Source organism: Clostridium saccharobutylicum DSM 13864 (assembly GCF_000473995.1).
GTDB lineage: Bacteria > Bacillota > Clostridia > Clostridiales > Clostridiaceae > Clostridium > Clostridium saccharobutylicum.
In genome coordinates this window covers 3,095,780-3,116,032 of sequence record NC_022571.1, presented here as the reverse complement: position 1 = coordinate 3,116,032, position 20,253 = coordinate 3,095,780, and the positions used below count along the sequence as shown (strand labels likewise).

Annotated in this window: 16 protein-coding genes; 15 read left to right on the top strand and 1 reads right to left on the bottom strand. The window is 28.2% G+C overall.

The window, feature by feature from the left end; genetic code table 11:
• Nucleotides 1–10 precede the first annotated feature (10 nt).
• The 9 genes from CLSA_RS13430 (at nt 11) to CLSA_RS13400 (ending at nt 12,123) form a co-directional block, all read left to right on the top strand.
• Nucleotides 11–4,309 (top strand): 2-hydroxyacyl-CoA dehydratase, encoded by a 4,299-nt coding sequence (locus CLSA_RS13430; RefSeq protein WP_022746900.1) that lies wholly within the window; start codon nt 11–13, stop codon nt 4,307–4,309.
• 255 nt (nt 4,310–4,564) lie between these two features.
• Nucleotides 4,565–5,605, top strand: a complete 1,041-nt coding sequence (locus tag CLSA_RS13425; protein ID WP_022746899.1) for a phosphodiester glycosidase family protein — start codon at nt 4,565–4,567, stop codon at nt 5,603–5,605.
• Nucleotides 5,606–5,666: 61 nt separating this feature from the next.
• A complete protein-coding gene (locus CLSA_RS13420; RefSeq protein ID WP_022746898.1) occupies nt 5,667–6,734 on the top strand; it encodes a hypothetical protein in 1,068 nt (355 codons plus the stop codon).
• Nucleotides 6,735–7,085: 351 nt separating this feature from the next.
• On the top strand, nt 7,086–8,432 hold the full coding sequence (locus CLSA_RS13415; protein WP_041716616.1) for an MATE family efflux transporter: 1,347 nt from the start codon (nt 7,086–7,088) through the stop codon (nt 8,430–8,432).
• Nucleotides 8,433–8,554: 122 nt separating this feature from the next.
• Nucleotides 8,555–8,701 (top strand): hypothetical protein, encoded by a 147-nt coding sequence (locus CLSA_RS23480; RefSeq protein ID WP_022746896.1) that lies wholly within the window; start codon nt 8,555–8,557, stop codon nt 8,699–8,701.
• A 226-nt stretch (nt 8,702–8,927) separates the two neighbouring features.
• Nucleotides 8,928–9,980: a phosphodiester glycosidase family protein gene (locus tag CLSA_RS13410; RefSeq protein WP_022746895.1), complete on the top strand. Its 1,053-nt coding sequence runs from the start codon at nt 8,928–8,930 to the stop codon at nt 9,978–9,980.
• A gap of 29 nt (nt 9,981–10,009) precedes the next feature.
• Nucleotides 10,010–11,041 (top strand): NHL repeat-containing protein, encoded by a 1,032-nt coding sequence (locus CLSA_RS13405; protein WP_022746894.1) that lies wholly within the window; start codon nt 10,010–10,012, stop codon nt 11,039–11,041.
• A 166-nt stretch (nt 11,042–11,207) separates the two neighbouring features.
• Complete coding sequence (locus CLSA_RS23475) at nt 11,208–11,345, top strand: CPC_1213 family protein (RefSeq protein WP_022746893.1); 138 nt, start codon at nt 11,208–11,210, stop codon at nt 11,343–11,345.
• A gap of 325 nt (nt 11,346–11,670) precedes the next feature.
• A complete protein-coding gene (locus tag CLSA_RS13400; protein ID WP_022746892.1) occupies nt 11,671–12,123 on the top strand; it encodes a staygreen family protein in 453 nt (150 codons plus the stop codon).
• A 70-nt stretch (nt 12,124–12,193) separates the two neighbouring features.
• Here CLSA_RS13400 and CLSA_RS13395 read toward each other — a convergent pair whose 3' ends face one another.
• Complete coding sequence (locus tag CLSA_RS13395) at nt 12,194–13,096, bottom strand: cation diffusion facilitator family transporter (RefSeq protein WP_022746891.1); 903 nt, start codon at nt 13,094–13,096, stop codon at nt 12,194–12,196.
• Between the two features lie 688 nt (nt 13,097–13,784).
• Here CLSA_RS13395 and CLSA_RS13390 point away from each other — a divergent pair.
• The 6 genes from CLSA_RS13390 (at nt 13,785) to CLSA_RS13365 (ending at nt 20,190) form a co-directional block, all read left to right on the top strand.
• Entirely contained in the window at nt 13,785–14,210 is a 426-nt protein-coding gene (locus CLSA_RS13390) for a hypothetical protein (protein WP_022746890.1), read from the top strand.
• Between the two features lie 168 nt (nt 14,211–14,378).
• A complete protein-coding gene (uvsE, locus tag CLSA_RS13385; RefSeq protein ID WP_022746889.1) occupies nt 14,379–15,341 on the top strand; it encodes a UV DNA damage repair endonuclease UvsE in 963 nt (320 codons plus the stop codon).
• 217 nt (nt 15,342–15,558) lie between these two features.
• Entirely contained in the window at nt 15,559–16,140 is a 582-nt protein-coding gene (locus CLSA_RS13380; protein ID WP_022746888.1) for a cell wall-binding protein, read from the top strand.
• 535 nt (nt 16,141–16,675) lie between these two features.
• The gene (locus tag CLSA_RS13375; protein WP_022746887.1) at nt 16,676–18,226 is read left to right on the top strand and encodes an acyl CoA:acetate/3-ketoacid CoA transferase; all 1,551 of its coding nucleotides are present in this window, start codon (nt 16,676–16,678) and stop codon (nt 18,224–18,226) included.
• Nucleotides 18,227–18,372: 146 nt separating this feature from the next.
• Nucleotides 18,373–18,990, top strand: a complete 618-nt coding sequence (locus CLSA_RS13370; protein ID WP_022746886.1) for a class II aldolase/adducin family protein — start codon at nt 18,373–18,375, stop codon at nt 18,988–18,990.
• Nucleotides 18,991–19,287: 297 nt separating this feature from the next.
• Nucleotides 19,288–20,190 carry a S66 family peptidase gene (locus CLSA_RS13365; protein WP_022746885.1) on the top strand — a complete coding sequence of 301 codons (903 nt, stop codon included), beginning with the start codon at nt 19,288–19,290 and terminating at the stop codon, nt 20,188–20,190.
• The last annotated feature ends 63 nt before the right edge of the window (nt 20,191–20,253 follow it).

Genomic DNA, 20,253 nt, shown 5'->3' with positions numbered 1-20,253 from the left:
ATAAGAAAATATGATTAATTATAAAATTGGCGTAGATATAGGATCAACAACAGTTAAACTAGCAGTATTAAATAATGAAAATGTGTTGATTTATAGTAAATATGAAAGACATTTTTCAGATATAAGAAGTACAATAATAGATTTAGTTAAGGAATGCTATGAAACATTAGGTGATATTAATTGTACAATTAGTATCACTGGTTCTGGAGGACTTTCTGTATCAAAATGGCTTGATATTACTTTTGTGCAGGAAGTAATAGCATGTTCTGAAACTGTTGAGAGACTTATTCCACAAACTGATGTTGTAATAGAGCTTGGTGGAGAAGATGCTAAGATAACATATTTCAGAGGCGGCATAGAACAAAGAATGAATGGAAGCTGTGCTGGTGGAACAGGAGCTTTTATAGATCAAATGGCAATATTGTTAAATACAGATGCTGCTGGAATTAATGATTATGCTAAAGATTATAAGGTGTTATATCCTATAGCATCAAGATGTGGAGTTTTTGCAAAAACAGATGTGCAACCTCTTATAAATGAAGGTGCTAAAAAAGAAGACATAGCTGCATCTATATTTCAAGCTGTAGTTAATCAAACTATTGGAGGTCTTGCTTGTGGTAAACCAATTAGAGGCAATGTAGCATTTTTAGGAGGACCTTTATTTTTCTTATCAGAACTTAGAAATAGATTTATTGAAACTCTTAAATTGACAGGGAAACAAATTATTGTGCCTAAAAATTCACAACTTTTTGTAGCTATAGGAGCTGCATTCTTATCTGAAAAAGAAAAATTAACGTCTTTAAAGAAAATAGTTATTAAGGTTAACAGTATTACAAATATAAAAGATGATGAAGCGTTAAGACTACCTCCATTGTTTAAAGATGATGAAGATTATAAAAGATTTAAAGATAGACATAATAAATCTGTTGTTAGAAAAAGAGAGATTTCAAATTATAAAGGAAAAGCATATCTAGGTATAGATGCAGGATCAACAACAACTAAGGCAGCTTTGATTAGTGAAGATTCAGAACTTTTATATTCTTATTATGGAAGTAATGAAGGAAATCCACTAAATAAAGTTGCAGAAATAATGAAAGAATTGTATGAAATACTTCCAAAAGATGTTGAAATATTAAATTCTGCAGTAACAGGATATGGAGAAGCTTTGATTAAAGCAGGATTTCATATAGATATTGGTGAAATTGAAACTATTGCTCATTATAAAGCAGCTGATTATTTTTTACCAGGTGTAGATTTTATTCTAGATATTGGTGGACAAGATATGAAGTGCTTAAAAATAAAAAATGGAGCGATAGATAGCATACTTTTAAATGAAGCTTGTTCAGCAGGATGTGGTTCATTTATTGAAAGTTTTGCAAAAACTTTAAGTATGAGAGTTGAAGATTTTGCAAATGAAGCATTAACATCAAAGGCACCGGTAGATTTAGGATCAAGATGTACAGTATTCATGAACTCAAGAGTTAAACAAGCTCAAAAGGAAGGTGCTGAAGTATCTGATATTTCAGCAGGACTTTCATATTCAGTAATAAAGAATGCTTTATACAAAGTTATAAAACTAAGGGATGAAAAAGATATTGGTGAAAAGGTAATAGTACAAGGTGGTACATTCTATAATGAAGCCGTGCTTAGAAGTTTTGAAATGATTTCGGGAAGAGAAGCTGTAAGACCAGATATAGCAGGACTTATGGGGGCATTCGGATGTGCACTAATTGCTAAGGAAAGATATGTAGAAGGGGAAAAGACTAATCTTATTTCAAAAGATAAAATAGATAGTTTTAAAATGGAATCATCATTTAGAAGATGTGGTAAGTGTGGGAATAACTGTTTACTTACTATAAACAAATTTTCAACAGATGAGGAGTTTATTTCAGGTAATAGATGTGAAAGAGGACTTGGCATAGAGAAAACTAAAGAAGATAAATTACCTAACTTATACGATTATAAATATAAAAGAATTTTTAATTATAAGCCATTGAAAGAAAATGAAGCTAAAAGGGGAATAATTGGAATTCCAAGAGTATTAAATATGTATGAAAATTACCCATTTTGGTTTACTCTTTTAACTAAGTTAGGATTTAGCGTTAGAATATCAGGGCCTTCAAGTAAAAAGGTATATGAACTTGGAATAGAAACAATTCCTTCAGAATCGGCTTGTTATCCAGCAAAGTTAGCACATGGACATATAAAAAGTTTAATAGATAGAGGAATAAAAAATATATTTTATCCTTGTATTTCATATGAAAAGAAAGAGTTCAGTGATGCTCAAAATCATTATAATTGCCCAATGGTAACTTCTTATCCAGAAGCTATAAAAAACAATATGGATGAGCTAAAAGAAAATGATATTAATTTTATAGAACCATTTTTATCTTTAGATGATGAAAAAGAACTTGCAAAAAGAATAGTAGAAGAATTTAAGATCTTCAACGTTACACTTGATGAAGCTAAAAAAGCGGTTGAAGCAGCAAGTCAAGAAAGAGAAGATGTAAAAGAGGATATAAGAAAAAAAGGACAAGAAGTTATACAATATTTGAAAAAGAATAATAAGAAAGGTATAGTTCTTTGTGGAAGACCTTATCATATAGATCCAGAAATAAATCATGGTATTCCAGATATAATATCATCTTTTGATATGGCAGTTTTAACTGAAGATAGTGTATCACATCTAGGAACCTTAAAAGATAAGTTAAGGGTTGTAGATCAATGGATGTATCATTCAAGATTATATAGAGCAGCGGCTTTTGTTGCTGACGAACCTTGTGTTGATATTATTCAATTAAATTCTTTTGGATGCGGATTAGATGCAGTAACTACAGATCAAGTTTCTGAAATGATTTCATCAAAAGGTAAAATATATACAGTTCTCAAGATAGATGAAGGAAATAATTTAGGGGCGGCTAAAATAAGAATACGATCTTTGAAGGCTGCTATGGATGAAAGAGAAAGAAAGCAATATAAACCTGTAGAAGAAAAAATTCTATATAATAATCCAATATTTACGTCTGAAATGAGAAAAAAACATACAATTTTATGTCCTCAAATGTCACCAATTCACTTTGATTTAATTGAAACAGCAGTAAAAGCATCAGGCTACAATTTAGAAGTATTACCATCTAATGATACTAAGGCAATAGATGAGGGGTTAAAATATGTTAATAACGATGCTTGTTATCCATCAATAATAGTAGTTGGGCAGATAATTGAAGCGTTGAAAAGTGGAAAATATGATATTAATAATACCTCAGTAATAATTAGTCAAACAGGAGGTGGATGTAGAGCTACTAATTATATTGGTTTTTTAAAGATGGCTCTAAAGCATGCAGGGTTTGAACAAGTACCAGTTATATCTTTAAATGCTGTAGGTCTTGAAAAACAGCCTGGTTTTAAAATTACTCCTAAATTACTTCACAAAGCTATAATGTCTTTAGTTTATGGCGATTTATTTATGAGAATTTTATATAGGACAAGACCTTATGAAAAAATTAAAGGTTCAGCTAATGAACTTTACAATAAATGGAGAGAGATAGCTAAAGTTAATATAATAAATGGAAATAAAAGACAATTTAATAAAAATATTAAAGAAATAGTCAAAGAGTTTGATAGTCTTCCATTACTAAATGTAAAAAAACCTAAGGTTGGAGTTGTTGGAGAGATATTAGTTAAATTTCATCCAACAGCTAATAATGATATAGTTGGGATTTTAGAAAATGAAGGTGCTGAAGCTGTAATGCCAGATCTTTTGGATTTCTTCTTTTATTCAGCTATGGATGCAGAATTTAAAGCAAAATATCTTGCAGGTAGCAAAATGTCTAAGAATATATGCAATTTAGCAATTGCATATATGGAGACTTATAGAAAGATAATGAAAAAATCATTAGAAGCAAGTAATAGATTTTCCAAACCAAAGCATATACGAGAGTTAGCGAACATGGCATCACCAATACTTTCTCTAGGGAATCAAACAGGAGAAGGGTGGTTCTTAACAGCTGAAATGATAGAGCTTATAGAAAGTGGAACAACTAACATAGCATGTGTCCAACCATTTGCATGTTTGCCAAATCATGTTACTGGAAAAGGAATGATAAAGACCTTAAAGGAGAAATATCCAAATTCGAATATTGTAGCTATAGATTATGATCCTGGAGCATCAAATGTAAATCAATTAAATAGAATAAAGCTTATGCTCTCAGTAGCCTTTAAAAATCTAGAAAAGGAAACTTTAACTTATAAAGAGCACGAAGAAAGTACTCAAAATCAACAGTTTCATAATGAAGTAAGTTTAACTTAGTTTTAAGCTACTATAATGTGTAAGGCTGTATTTAAAATGAATTAAGAATTAAAATAAATTTTTAGAATGTTAATACCTCAGGAAAATTCCTGAGGTATTATTATAAAAATAAAAAATATTATTAATTTTTTTATTTTTATAAGTATTTATTTTGAAAAAATGGTGTAGTGATTATATAATAAAAATGTATTAATATTAATTTTTATGTAACAAATGAAAAATAACTTTACTATATAATAGAAAATGGAGGATTAGATGAGTACTAAAAGTGATAATCAATTAGGTAAAACAAAGAAGAAAACTTTTTTTAGACCATTAGTATTTTTTATAGGAACTATATACATACTTGCATTTCTTGCAATATCAACACCATTGTTAATATTTTTTGGTCCATATGAAAATACTAGAAAAGCATTTATTTCAACATTGCTTGCAACTAGACATTCATATTTATTAACAAATTATTTGTCACAAGATTCTATAAATAAACTACTAGGAATTAATCAAGAATCGGATAATAAGGAACAAAATATTAAAGAATCTGTTCATGAGGATATAGATAAAATAAATGTAAAATATACAAGTGGAACAGATATATCTAGATATGACATACATACTGATAGATATACGGGATATTTATTAGAAATCAAGAATCCGCTAAATGTTAAGGTCGCCATGACAAAATATCTTGGAAAGATAGGGCAAAAAACTAGTGAAATGGCAGAGGAACATAATGCGATTGCAGCGATTAATGGAGGTTCTTTTGTAGACCAATCTTCTGATGGAACATTATATGCAGGAACAGGAGCTGTACCAGGTGGATTTGTAATTTCAGGGGGGAAAGTTATATATCCTAAAAATAACATTGATAAAGATAAGGTTGAAAATGTAATTGCATTTACAAGAGGTGGACAACTTATAGTTGGTGACCATACTTTAAAAGAACTTCAAAAACTTGATGTTCAGGAAGCTATGTGTTTTAGAAGGCCTAACATTATAATTAATGGACAAAAGCAAGTAACTGATAAAATGGCAGATGGGCTTAATCCTAGGACTGCAGTAGGTCAAAAAGAAGATGGAACAGTAATCTTTTTGGTTATAGATGGTAGAAAAATTACTGCACCAGGAGCAAGTCTATATGATGTCCAACAAATCATGTACGAAAGAGGAGCAGTAAATGCAGGTGCACTTGATGGTGGTTATTCATCAACAATTTATTATAAAGGTGACGTAATAAATTCTCCTAATGCTTGGGATGGTGAAAGATCTGTTGCCACAGCATTTTATGTTGAATAAGGCACATTCAATATTTTCATGCGCCTAAAAGGCAATTATTGATTAGGAGAGGATTAGCATAATGAAAAATTTTATTAGAATAATAGTTTGGACGCTTGTAGCACTGACAATTCAACAATCGATATTCTTATATATAGAAAATGTATATTTAGATACGGATGTACAAATTAAAGCTGAAAAAGTTGAAGAGAAAGAGGATTCCAAAAGTGATAATGCAAATTGCATTAATCTAAAAGATGGAGTTGATAAGGTTTCTGTATCATCAGACGGTAGATTTGTCGCATACTTAGATAACGATAAGCTTAAAATATTAGATAGTAATAATAATACAGAAAATGAATTTAAAAGTGAAGATGAAGGACAAGTAGTTTTCTTTAAATGGTTAACTAATGAAAATAATATGATTGTAATTCAAAAGATTAAAAATAATGGACAATCATATTATCAGCCTGTATCTTATAATGCTAAAAAATGTGAAGCAAGACAGCTTGCTGATTATAATTTAAATGAATTAAGAATTCCAATTGAAGACGAAAATGACAAAATTGAAAATGTAGTATTTTCAACCGCATCAAGTACACTTTATATAAAGATAAAAAAAGATAATGGTTTGAATGATTTATATTATACAAATATAATGAATCAATTATCAAGAGTTAGACATAATAAAGAAATTGGTAATATAGTAGTTCCAACAACAAATACAAATCCAGTAATGGAAATGGGAAATTGTATTACCATTTTAAACAGTTCAGATAATATTAGCATACCTAATGCTGAAATTACCAAGATTTTAGGAACGGATATTAATGATAATGTATATTTTGGTTCTCAAGTTGATGGCAAAATTACAAAAATATATTATACTACGTTAGGCGATAAAAATCTTAAATGGAATTCAGTGAATCTTCAGAAACCAGTAAGTGAGGAAGATATAATGATAGATTATTCAGGTAAGGTTTATGTAAATGATAGTTCAAATAGTACTGTTACTGAAATAATGGGGAATTCAAGTATAAAATATGAAGGTGCTGTAATACAACCTTATTCAAAAGGAGTAATTACTAAAGTTGGAAGTAAATTAATAAAAAATGAGGTTGAAGATAAAAGAATATTAATTAATAAATAATTTACACTTATATGACAATTTACAGAAAGAAGTTATATTCTTTTTCTGGGTTGATATATAATTCGGCTGTGGATTTCTATTAGCAGAAGGTGCACATATTCTTGTATGTTCCTCAATCAAGTTGAGAACAAGCTAGAATAGAGTAACTACTTAGACTGAAGAAATACCTATAATCAAATTATAAACGTAACATTTGGAAAAAGAATATAGCTTTTATGATTGTTTTGTTGTAAAGTTTAACGTGAACAATAAATTTTTATATTAAAAATATATTAGACCAAGCATTTTATTACCTAATACTATATAATTAATTTTATGTGTGGGAATTAATGGAGAAGCGGGGACGATATGATGTTAATAAGAAAAAATGTTTTAAAGTTAGCTATACCTATAATGGTTGAGCAGACCTTTGTTATGTTACTTGGAGTATGTAATACAATGATGGCCGGACATATTTCAGAGGAAGCTGTGTCAGCCATTGGTATGGTAGACTCCATAAATAATTTGTTTATATCATTTTTTGCAGCATTATCAGTTGGTGCTACAGTGGTAGTGGCACAGCAAATAGGACAAGAAGAAGTAAAAAAAGCTAATGAAACAGCTAAACAAGCTATTGTATCAGGAATTATAGTATCAACTATAATAACATTATTTTTGTGGATTTTTCGTGTACCAGTAATTAATTTTTTATACGGATCAGCAGAGGAACTAGTTAAATCTAATGCAAAGTTTTATTTAGAATTCACCTTATTTACATATCCATTTATAGCTATAGAGCAAATTGCAAATGGAATATTAAGGGGGTGCGGTGATACAAAAACCCCAATGTATATTACAATGTTTATGAATGTAATAAATATAATTTTAGGATATATACTGATATATGGAATTGGTATATTGAATATACCTTCATTTGGTATAATGGGAGCATCGCTTGCTATAGCTATAGCAAGAGTGATTGGAACAATAATTATAAGTTTTGTGTTATTTAGAGGTAGCAAGATAATACAAATAAAAAGATTTATCCCATTTACGTTTAATATAAAAATACAAAAAGATATATTTAATATAGGGATTCCAGCTGGTATGGAGCAAGTTATCTTTAATGCTGGAAAATTAATTGTACAAGTATTTATAGTTACTATGGGAACTGCATCTATTGCGTCAAATGCTATAGGAATGTCAATTGCTCAAATTATTAATGTACCTGGAAATGCTCTTGGATTAGCAGCAACTACTTTAGTTGGACAGTATGTTGGAAGAAATGATATTAAAGGTGCTAAAAGTACATTAATATATTTAGTTAAGTTTGCAACTGTGTGTTTAGTATCAGTGGGATTATTATTTATTCCAATTGCAGGGTGGTTAGCGTCACTTTATACAAAAGATTCACAAGTGATAAATCTTACTTCTAAATTGATAATATCCAACAGCATAGCATTGACAGTGTGGCCAATTTCGTTTGTACTTTCTGCAGGACTTAAAGGAGCAGGTGATACTAGATATACTATGATGACGGCTTTTATAGGAATGTGGGTATTTAGAATAGCGGTAGGATACTTTGTTGGAATAGTATGTAAGGTGGGTGTACTTGGAGTATGGATTGGAATGTACTCTGATTGGGCAATTAGAGGCGTAATGTATTGTTTTAGGCTTAATGGTGAGAAGTGGATTGAGCACAGAATTTCGTCGGATTAAAAATAATTTGAAGAATTAAGTTTGCTGGTAAGATATATCTATTTGATTTTGTATCATATTTTTGATTTCTTAATGTGCATAAAATTATTTTAAGTGTACACCATATTATTGAGGTGATATACATGGATGATAATAAAAATAGATGGAAGGATAGGCCTAAGTCAAATGCCGAACTTAGGAAAATTGATCCTAAAGGAAATTCAGATTTAGGAATTATAAAGGGTAAGAAATTAGGTGCACCTCCACATAAAGAAAAGGATCATTTATAATAAATCACGTTAAAATAAATAACAAGTTCAATATGGACTTGTTATTTTTTTAAGTGTGCCTAGAGAAGCAATAACAGTTTAAATTATAACCGTTAGTGCTTTTTTTAATGTATAAAAGATGGAAAAATGTATAAATTATGTAAAAAGTAATTTTTTTGTGATTTACATATAGTTATTTTATTATATAATAAAGATGAATATCTTTAATTCAACGACGGAGGCATATATGAGTAGGGAGTTAAGAGTAAAGAAAAGAAAAAGAAATCGTAAAAAGAAAAAAATGAAGTTTAGACCAGGAATATTATTATTAGAAATATTATATATATTTGTTCTTTGTGGAGTTACAGCACCAATTATATTATTTTTTGGACCATATGAGAATACTAGAAAAGTTTTAGTATCAACTTTACTTGCAACTAGGCATTCGTATTTGCTGACAAATTTATTATCGCAAGACACTATAAATAAGATGTTAGGAGAAAATAATGATGTACCCACCAGTGCACAACAAACTTCACAAAATACTACTGAAGATTTGAGTAAAATACAAGTAAAATATAAAGTCGGTAATGATATAACAAAATATAAAATACATACAACAAGATATGATGGTTATGCTTTAGAAATAAAGAATCCTTTAAAAATTAAAGTAGCAATGACAAAGTATTTGGGGAAACTTGGGCAAAAAACGAGTGAAATGGCTATGGAGCATAATGCAGTTGCAGCAATAAATGGAGGATCATTTGTTGATAAATCTTCTGATGGAGTAGAATATGCAGGAACTGGTGGAGAGCCAGGTGGATTTGTTATATCTGGAGGGCAGCTTGTATATCCTAAATCAGGTTATAATGATAAAACTATAGAGAATGTTATTGCATTTACAAAAGGAGGAACACTTATAGTTGGAGATCATAGTCTTAGTGAGTTGAAAAAACTTGATGTCCAAGAAGCTATGTGTTTTAGAAAACCCAATATAATCATTAATGGTGTAAGACAGATAAAGGATAAAACAACAGAAGGATTTAATCCAAGAACTGCTGTTGGCCAAAAGGCAGATGGAACAGTAATATTTTTAGCTTTAGATGGACGTAAGGTACTTACTCCAGGAGCAAGTCTTTATGATGTTCAGGAAATTATGATGGAGAGAGGTGCTATTAATGCAGGTGCTTTAGATGGCGGATATTCTACAACAATGTATTATAAAGGTGATGTAATAAATTCTCCTAATGCTTGGGATGGTGAAAGATCTGTTGCTACAGCATTTTATGTGGAAGGGTAGAAAGTTTTCAGATAAGAAAGGGGAACGTAATGAAAAAATCAACTAGAATAATATGTTTGACGGTTATAGGTTTACTTATACAACAGGCGGTATTTTTATTTGTGGAAAAAGTATATATGGCTACAGATATAAATATTAATATTTTTAAGGAAGATGATAGTCAAGATTCGAAGAATGAAGCAAAAGAATTTAATCTTAAGGATAATGTAGATGAAGTTAAAGTATCATCAAATGGAAGATATGCTGCGTATTTAATAAATAATAAGCTAAAAGTGTTGGATAGTAGAGAAAATACAGCTAAGACTATTGATTCTGATGGAGAAATGGTGTTTTATAAATGGGTAACAAATTCAGATCGTATAATAGGTGTACAAAAAATTAAAGAAAACGGAAAATATTATTTTCAACCAGTAGCATTTGATGCAAAAAATGCTCAAAAGATAGATCTTGCAGATTTTGATTTGAAAGAATTGAAGATTCAATTATCAAATAACGATGATAAAATTGATAATGTGGTATTTTCGGTTGGAACTCATTCATTATATATAAAAGTTAAAAAAAATAATGGAAAATGTGATTTATATCGTGCAAACACTATGAACCAATTAGAAAAGGTAAGAAGTGATAAGGATATTGGAGATATTTTAGTTCCAACTACTGGTGCAAATGCAATAATGGAAATGGGTTCTAATGTAACCATATTAAATAGCACAGGGAATCTTGCAGTATCTAAATTTTCACAGCCAAAAGTTTTAGGAACTGATGTTAATGATAATGTATATTTTGGAGATGAAGTTAATGGTAAAATTGATAAAATAGCTTATGCTGTTGCTTCGGATAAATATAAGGAATGGAAAACAATTAGTATTAAAACCCCAGTAGAAAAAAGTAATATATCCGTAGATTTTTCAGGAAAGATTTATATTAATAATGAAGGAGAAAATAACGTTTTAGAACTTACTACAAACAAAACAATTAAGTATGAAGGAAAGTTTGTTCAATCATATTCTAATGGAGTTATATCTAGGGTGAAAAATAAATTAATTAAAAATCCATTGTAATAAGATATTTTAATTAATTAAATCATTTTGGTATTTATTAATTTAGGCACAATCAAAAAATAATAGACCAGTATACTTGTCTATTATTTTTTCATGTGTCTTAAATGAAAAAATATTAAGAATAAAAAAAATTAGAATTGTGAAACATAATATTGAGGTGATAGTAATGAGCAGTAATAAAATGAAAGAAAATAATACAAGAAAAAAGAAAAATGTTAATCACAATCCTCAAGCAGAAAGCGTAAAAGCAGTTTTTGGAGAGCCAAAAGCAAAGACATATGATCCAACCGATTTTAAAATTTAATTACATGAGAAAATAACAAATTGAAAATTAATGATTATTTTTCATTAGATAAGGAATCAGATTGGTCCTATAGTGGGCGTATTGGAATAATCTGTTGATGCAGCATAATGAAAAATAAGATTTGTACATCGACTTGTTATTTTTTTGAACGTGCCGTAATAATTTATAATATTAATGAACAATATGATAAAATAAAGCATCATTTTAAAATCTTGATGCTTTATTTTATTTTTTAAAATTTAAAAATATCTTTATTAGCTTGAAAAAGAACAAAAAATAATTCTTAAAAATATAATATAGAAAATGAATTTTTAGGAGTTGTTTTATGTCTGAATTTGATCAGAATAAAGTAAAGACTGAATACCGTGACAACGTGACTTATTTACAACCTGTCGAAGAACGGAAATATACAGTTACACATTCAGATTCAACAGGGGAGATTTTTGTAACTATTGGGACTAAATATGCTATTGATAAAATAGATTATTCCAATAGAGATGAAGTATTGTTGCAGTTGAATAGATTAAAAGATAATTATATTTTTTATGGAGAAGTGCTTATAGATGGAGAAGGTATTACAAAAAATTCAAGCATAAGAAATTATATATTTATAACAGAAATGCCAATGGCACTTAAAGCAATAAGATATGGAGATAGAAGATTTTTTGAATTACATGATCAGTTGGATAAAAGTTCTATTTATATTTATTTTAAATCAACTGATTCAAAATATAATAAATTGCGTTATTTTGGTAATATGGGAATGTATAAAAACTAATAAATAAAAGTTACTACAATTTAAAATAAGTGTAGTAACTTTTTTGCAGATTTAAATTAATTTTTTAATTTTATCTATATATACAATGAGTCTTGAATTCACAACAATCACATACTTTATCACAAGATTCTAAATGAATCATGACGTGGGTAAAGCTTAATGCATTTCCAATATCATTTTCTATTTCGTCACATATATCATGGGCATCTTTAATTAACTTATTTGCAGGAAATACTAAGTGCAATTCTATATATCTAATTCGTCCAGATTTTCTTGTTTTAAGATCATGATAGTTACAATAAACGGATGAGTATTTACTTATAACAGTGCTAATAATTTCAATTTCTTCATCAGATAGTTTAACATCCAAAAGAGGGTTAAATGCAGATTTTAATAATTCAAAAGATTCTTTTAATATAAATATAGCAACAACAATTGCTACTATTGGATCTAAGTAATTTAATCCTGTAAGCCATATAAGAAATAATCCAATTCCTACCCCTAAGGAAGTATATACATCAGCTTTTAAGTGAAGAGCGTCGGCTTCTAATGCTATTGAATCTTCTTCTTTAGCTACTTTATATAATTTTTTAGATACTACTAAATTTATAAGAGCGGATACAAACATAACTATAAAGCCAATTCCAGCAGATTCTATTTCACCAGGATTAAGTATTTTTTTTACTGCTTCAACAATTATCCAAACAGAAGCTGCAAATATAAGTAACGATTCTATTACACCAGAAATATTTTCTACTTTGCCATGTCCATAAGGATGTGTATCATCAGCAGGAATATCTGATATTTTTACAGAAAAAAATGCAATTATTGCAGCAAGCAAGTCCATTGTTGAATGAATAGCTTCTGATATTATACTGACTGATCCAGTAAAAATACCAACAATTAGCTTCATAAATATTAAAATTGTATTTGAAAGTAAAGATAATCTAGCGACTTTAGTTTTAGCATTCATTTAAAATATCACTCCATTTTTATTTATATTTTATCATTTGATAAAATAAATTACTACTATAATATATTAAAAACTAATAAAAAGCAAGGGATTAGTTGGATATAATCATTATCAATTGATAATGAATTATACTATTAAGTGAAGCATCATCAAAATTGTAATTTCACTTATCTAATATTTTTTAGGTTATAAGTACAACAATAACATAATACAACTACATACAGAATTATAGCAGTGAGCATGAACTTATGAAGTTGAAATATATATAGATTTAACAACTAAATATGCAATGTATATTTAGTTGAATTTTGTTAAAAATATAAAAACATGATGTTGGTGTATATTAACATAAACTGAATTAATTAATTATTGATTAAAACAGACTAGTATTGAGCTCATTATTTGATATATGTTTTTTTTATTATAAAGGTGACAAATAAATTATATACATGACTTTCATACTTATTATTAAAAAAGTAAATTAAAGCGATGTAATTAAATAGAAAGGTTTTAAAGTTTCGTTGTTTTTATATTATGAAATTTTAATGTTAGCTCAAATAGCATTACGTAGATCAGTATTTATAGATCAATACATTAATAAAGATATGAAAAAATAACAAAAATATATAATAAATAAGCAAAAAGATGATACAATATTTTTATAAAAGATAAAAGAGGTGGTAAAAAGATGAAATATGAATTAAATGTGTATGAGTTAGGTGAATTTTTAAAGAAAATAGAAAAAGAACATAATTTAAGCATATTGATTAAATCAACGTTAAGTGGGGGATGGATGACTATTACAGGAGAGGCATCAATTCAAAAAATTCCAAGTGAAGAATCACATTGTTGCAGTAAGAAAGATAATATTATAGACATATTAATTAAGGATGAAAATGAACAAGGGATTACAATTAAGCTTACAGGGGCTAAAGGTAAAAAGTTCACTATAGATATTTCAGCAGCAAGATATAGAGAATTATCTTCAAACAATTTAACTATTAATCAAATAAAAGTAAATGAAAATGAATGTAAACTAAGAATAGACGAAAATATCATATTCGCGATAAAAGCTAATGCTGAAAATATAGAAAAATTATTAATAAGTAATTAAGATAGAGGAGAACTCCCATATTGGGGGTTCTTTTTTTGTAAATAATGTATTGAATTTTATGAACTTGAGAAAAATAAATTAAGGCTCATGAAAGAAAATAACAAGTCCAAAATGTTATGATTATTTTTTGAACGTGTCTAACTAAAATTATATGGTAGGAGAAGCAAAATGAGAGTAAGATTGGGTTATGTAGCAATTTCTATGAAATTGGGCAAAACAGTAACAAGTTCTAGTACAGTTACTTTTGCTAATTATAATAAATTGTCTACAGATGAACAAAAATTAGAAAAATTAAAGAAGGTAGCATTATCTAATTTAAAAGATTTGGAAACAATACTTAAATATAATGCAGAAAATAACATACATTTTTACAGGATAACTTCTGCACTGGTTCCTTTGGTTACTCATCCTGAAGTAGGATATTGGGGACATAGAGAAATATTTAAAAAAGATTTTGAACATATCGGAAGACTAATAAGAAAATATAATATGAGAGTAGATACGCATCCAGATGAATTCAATGTTTTAAACAGTATAAATCCAAGAGTTGTTATAAATACAAAGGTAAATTTAATATGTCAAGCAGAATGGTTTGAAGATTTAAATTACCAAGAAGGGAAAATGGTGCTTCATGTAGGAGGTGCAACAGGAGGAAAAGAAGAAGGAATAAAGAGATTTATAAATAATTTTAATCAATATCCAGAAGAGATAACTTCAAGATTGATAATAGAAAATGATGATAAAACTTATACAGCAAAAGAAGTATTAAATTTATGTAAAATATTGAATATTCCAATGGTGTTAGATGTACATCATCATAATTGCAATAATAATGGAGAATCAATTCAGGATATGCTGCAAGAAATATTTAATACATGGAATAGAGAAGAATTGCCACCCAAAATACATTTTTCAACTCCACGAGATCATGAGAAGGATAGAAAGCATTCAGATTATATAAATGCGACTGATTTCATAGAGTTTATAGAAAAAACAAAAAAAATTGATAGAGATTTTGATGTGATGTTAGAATGTAAGAAAAAAGATGAAGCATTATATAGGCTAGTGGAAGATATAAAGAACATAAAACCACAGTATAAATGGATTGATCAAAGTAGTTTTGAGATTTAAGGTACGTAAAAAAATAATATGCAAAAGGATGCAAAATAGGCGAATGCATTGATATGTTATTTTTTGATTATTGTTACTTTATTACTAAAAATGCTGAAGAAATAATAAATTTAATCGATAATAAAGATAAGGTTATAGTATAGCTTTATAATTTAAGCTGAATTGTATAACCTATAACAAAGACAGTTTATTTATAACATTCTGGGGGATGAAGAAAATGAAGAGCAACAAAATAAAAGTATTAATGTTAGCTATTACAGCAATCATGGTTCAAAGTACTTGTGCATATGCAGCAAGTTCAAGTGAAACTGGTTATACTAAAGAAGAATTAAACAATTTAAAGCCAGGATATGAATCGAAAGATCAGGATAAAAGTAATTATAATGTTAATTCTTATACAAATAAGTTTATTAATCCTACTGCTACTAATGAAAGTGATAACAACGATACCAAAACAGAAGATACCAGTACTAATTGGGTAGACAGTATACCAGGCAAAAGTACAGATGATAAATCAAGTGGAAGTATTGTAAGCACTCAAATTAGTACAGGAAATGAAGGAGATTTTTGGGCAAAAACATCTGATGGAAAATGGATGCTAATTGAACAAGGAGTACCTGCATGGGGATGGAAAATGGTATATGGTAACTGGTATTACATGGATCAAAGTGGAATAATGCAAACTGGTTGGTTAAATTATAACTCTAAGTGGTATTATCTAAAAGAAAATGGAGCAATGGAGTATGATACTGTTGTTGATGGATATTATCTTGATAGTGATGGCGCAGCAGTTATATAAGCAATAGAACATAAGTGTGTTATAGAATATTACTGGAAAATATGCTTTCCAGTAATATTTTTTTTAAAAGTATTGTGAAAAATATAATCTATTAAATTAATATTTATAGGAATCGTAAGTTTTAATAATTCTAAAAGCATGATGTATTTTATAAAGCTAACATCATGCTTTTAGAATTATATTATTTAACAAAATATTTGATGTATATCATATTGATTAAATTTGAGTTATCTAAATCATATGGTGAATAATACTGAACATTTTTATCATTAATTAAAATTATACATATAAAGTGTTAAAAAATTAACCATTAAAGTGTTAAAAAATTAACCATGGTATAAAAATAAGTTTTTAAAAAATACCATAAATATATTATTTGTTAATAAAAAACATTATGGTTTGAGAACATTTTTTTTAGAAAATTCATATATATAGATAGTAGAAAAATAATCAGAATATTATAAAAATAATATTCATATAAATATATATAAGATTGATAAAAAAATAACAATTGTTAGATATGGGAGTGAAGTTTATGGTTAAGTTTATTAGTTCAATGGAAGCTGCAAATGTAGTAGGGGATAATTCTGTTATTGGAATATCTGGATTTGCGGGTTTAAGTGTACCTGAAGGATTAATTAAAAGCTTGGAAGAGAGATTCCTTAAGTACAATAAACCTCAAAATTTAACTTTAATGTTTGCAGCAGCACAAGGCGATGGTGATAGTAGAGGGTTAAACCATTTAGCACATGAAGGCTTAATAAAAAAAGTTATTGGAGGACATTTCAATTTAGCACCCAAACTTGGAAAATTGATGATAGATAATAAAATACAAGGATACAATTTACCACAGGGAGTTATGTGTAATTTGTTTAGAGATATAGCACGTAGAAAAATTGGAACAATAACTAGAGTTGGATTGAATACCTTTGTAGACCCTAGAATAGAAGGAGGAAAAATAAATTCTATAACTAGAGATGATATAGTAGAAGTAATAGACGTGTTAGGACAGGAGAATTTATTATATAGGGCTCAAGATATTGATGTAGCATTAATAAAAGGAACATATGCTGATGAAAATGGAAATATTACAATGGAGCATGAAGCAACTTTATCAGAAGCAACATGTATAGCACAAGCTGTTAAAAATTGTGGTGGAATTGTTATTGTACAAGTTGATAAGGTGGTTAATGCAGGAACACTAGATCCTAGAAATGTAAGAATACCAAAAATTTATGTTGACTATGTTGTTGAAATAGAAAATGAGGAAGATAAGGAACAAGTACTTGGATATTCCTATGATCCTTCTCTAAGTGGAGATAAGAGAATATATATAAATAATTCAGAGACATTAGAATTGAATGCTAGAAAAATAATTGGCAGAAGAGCTGCAATGGAACTTAAAAGTGATAGTGTAGTAAATCTTGGGATAGGAATGCCTGAAGCAATATCAAGTGTAGCTAATGAAGAAGGAATATGCGATTTTATGACTTTGACTGTTGAACCAGGACCAATAGGAGGAGTTCCACAGGGAGGAAAAAAATTTGGATCATCTATGAATCCGGAATGCATATTTGATCAACCAACACAATTTGATTTTTATGATGGTGGCGGTTTAGATATAGCATTTTTAGGACTTGCACAAGCTGATAAGAGTGGAAATATTAATGTAAGTAAATTTGGTTCAAGACTTGCTGGATGTGGAGGGTTTATTAATATTACACAAAATGCGAAGAAATTAGTTTTTTGTGGCACATTTACGGTTAAAGGATTTAAAGCAATAGGTGATAATGGAAAATTGAATATATTAAATGAAGGTACAAGCAAAAAATTTGTAGACAACGTTGAACAGATTACGTTTAGTGGTGACTATGCAAGAAAGCTTAAACAACCAGTTATGTATATTACAGAAAGAGCAGTATTTGAATTGAAAGAAGATGGATTGCATTTAACAGAAATTGCACCAGGAATGGATTTAGAAAATGATATTTTAAATAAAATGGAATTTAGGCCTATTATAGATAAAAAAATTAAGTTGATGGATGAGAGAATATTTAAGAATGAATTAATGAATTTAAAGAGGTAGAATTAAGTGTCAATCTAATCTATTTAATATAAATATATAGGGTTAAAGAGGAAAAATGTTACTGGCAACTTTGGACTTGTTATTTTTTTGCATGTACGTAAAATAAAGAAAATTTAGTTATGGAATAAGTTAAGGAGGAGTAAAATATGTTAGAAAATTTAAGGATTAAACTTGTTAAGATAGCTAAGGAAGCAGAAAAATATGGATTGTGTAAAGAAAAAACAGGTAGTTTTAGTATAAAAGATAAAACAACAGGTTATGTTCTTATAACACCTTCACAAGTAAATAGAAGTCAACTAAGACCAGAAAATATTTGCATTGTAGATTCAAATGGAAGTCCAATTGAAATACAGAGCGAAATGAGGCCAAGCCGTGAAATTTTAATGCATCTTGAAGTATATAAAGAAAAAAAAGATGTAAGAGCTATAATGTACACTCATTCATTATATGCAACTATATTTGCAGTAGCTAATAAGGGAATTCCACCAGTTGTTGCAGATGCTAGATATTATGGAGGATACATTTACGTAGCACCTTATGAAAAGGCTCAAACTATTGAATTAGCTAAAAGTGTTATAGAACCACTTCGTAAGAGCGATGCATGTTTACTTGAGAGACATGGTTTACTTGTAGTAAGTGATGATGTAGATAAAGTTTTATTAAAGGCCAGATATGTTGAAGATGTAGCTGAAATATATTATAAGGCATTATTACTAAATAAATTTAAGGAGCCAAATAGATTAGACAAAGACGAATTAAAATAAACGGATCATAAAGTTACAATATAAATGTAACGTGTGATGAAAATAGTGTTAGAAAGATATCTAGCACTATTTTTTATTTATTTATATTATGTGACTAAAAGCAGATGCGCTTTAGAAAAATCATATTAAAGTTATATTTAGAGAAAATAAAATAATATTCATAAAAGAAAAAGTTTCAGTAATATGTTGGTATATTAAAATTTTCTTAGAGTTTAATAAGATGGAATATTTTTGCGAAATAAAGTAATATAAAATTAGGTATACAAAAATTTATTTAAATGTTGAAGGGAGATCATTATGGAATTATTAAAACATGGTGATAGTGTAGGCATAGTAGCTTGTTCAAATGGATTAGATAAAAAAAGTAATATTATTATGAAAGAATTAGAAGAAACGCTTAGTATTTTAGGATTTCAAACTATCTTTAGCAATAATCTATATAGAACAAAATCTATATTTAATGGAAGTAATAAAGAAAAGGCAGAAATTTTAATGGATTTTTTTAACAATCCAGATATAAAAGCTATTTTTGATGTTTCAGGCGGAGATTTAGCTAATGGAATTTTAGATTATTTAGATTTTGAAATAATTAAGAAAAATCCTAAGCTATTTTTTGGATATAGTGATTTAACTGTGATTCTGAATGCTATATATGCAAAGACAGGAATGAAAACATGTCTATATCAAATAAGAAATATAGTTGATGAAAATAAAGATATACAGATTAATAATTTTAAAAATACCTTTATAAATATGAAGACAAACAAAGAATATAATGAAATTACTACTGTAGAAAATAAAAAATCTCTCTTAAATTTTGATTATGAGTGGATACAAGGAAATCATATGGAAGGGATTGTTATAGGCGGAAATTTAAGATGCTTATTAAAACTCGCAGGAACTAAATATATGCCGGATTTTGAAAATAAGATATTGTTTTTAGAAAGTATGGGAGGAGATGTACCTAAAATATCAACGTATTTAACTCAATATAAACAAATGGGTATATTAAAAAAAGTAAAAGGAATTATTCTTGGAAGTTATACGGAGATGGAGAAAGAAAATTATGAACCCAATATAATAGAGTTAGTAATGGAAGTTATCGATGATGATTGTATGCCAATAATAAAAACAAATGAAATTGGTCATGGAAAAGATTCAAAGTGCATAATTATAGGTAGTGATATAAGTATATTTTAAAATCGATTTTTTGTTTTTTAACATGCTAAATATTAATGATTTGTTAAGGTTAGGTTAAGAATA

What these genes read in the sequence shown, in the direction of transcription:
- uvsE (WP_022746889.1), top strand. Translation starts at nt 14,379, where the DNA reads ATGAGAGTAAGATTGGGTTATGTAGCAATTTCTATGAAATTGGGCAAA.
- CLSA_RS13375 (WP_022746887.1), top strand. Translation starts at nt 16,676, where the DNA reads ATGGTTAAGTTTATTAGTTCAATGGAAGCTGCAAATGTAGTAGGGGAT.
- CLSA_RS13430 (WP_022746900.1), top strand. Translation starts at nt 11, where the DNA reads ATGATTAATTATAAAATTGGCGTAGATATAGGATCAACAACAGTTAAA.
- CLSA_RS13425 (WP_022746899.1), top strand. Translation starts at nt 4,565, where the DNA reads ATGAGTACTAAAAGTGATAATCAATTAGGTAAAACAAAGAAGAAAACT.
- CLSA_RS13420 (WP_022746898.1), top strand. Translation starts at nt 5,667, where the DNA reads ATGAAAAATTTTATTAGAATAATAGTTTGGACGCTTGTAGCACTGACA.
- CLSA_RS13395 (WP_022746891.1), bottom strand. Translation starts at nt 13,096, where the DNA reads ATGAATGCTAAAACTAAAGTCGCTAGATTATCTTTACTTTCAAATACA.
- CLSA_RS13370 (WP_022746886.1), top strand. Translation starts at nt 18,373, where the DNA reads ATGTTAGAAAATTTAAGGATTAAACTTGTTAAGATAGCTAAGGAAGCA.
- CLSA_RS13415 (WP_041716616.1), top strand. Translation starts at nt 7,086, where the DNA reads ATGTTAATAAGAAAAAATGTTTTAAAGTTAGCTATACCTATAATGGTT.
- CLSA_RS13400 (WP_022746892.1), top strand. Translation starts at nt 11,671, where the DNA reads ATGTCTGAATTTGATCAGAATAAAGTAAAGACTGAATACCGTGACAAC.
- CLSA_RS13390 (WP_022746890.1), top strand. Translation starts at nt 13,785, where the DNA reads ATGAAATATGAATTAAATGTGTATGAGTTAGGTGAATTTTTAAAGAAA.
- CLSA_RS13380 (WP_022746888.1), top strand. Translation starts at nt 15,559, where the DNA reads ATGAAGAGCAACAAAATAAAAGTATTAATGTTAGCTATTACAGCAATC.
- CLSA_RS23475 (WP_022746893.1), top strand. Translation starts at nt 11,208, where the DNA reads ATGAGCAGTAATAAAATGAAAGAAAATAATACAAGAAAAAAGAAAAAT.
- CLSA_RS13410 (WP_022746895.1), top strand. Translation starts at nt 8,928, where the DNA reads ATGAGTAGGGAGTTAAGAGTAAAGAAAAGAAAAAGAAATCGTAAAAAG.
- CLSA_RS23480 (WP_022746896.1), top strand. Translation starts at nt 8,555, where the DNA reads ATGGATGATAATAAAAATAGATGGAAGGATAGGCCTAAGTCAAATGCC.
- CLSA_RS13365 (WP_022746885.1), top strand. Translation starts at nt 19,288, where the DNA reads ATGGAATTATTAAAACATGGTGATAGTGTAGGCATAGTAGCTTGTTCA.
- CLSA_RS13405 (WP_022746894.1), top strand. Translation starts at nt 10,010, where the DNA reads ATGAAAAAATCAACTAGAATAATATGTTTGACGGTTATAGGTTTACTT.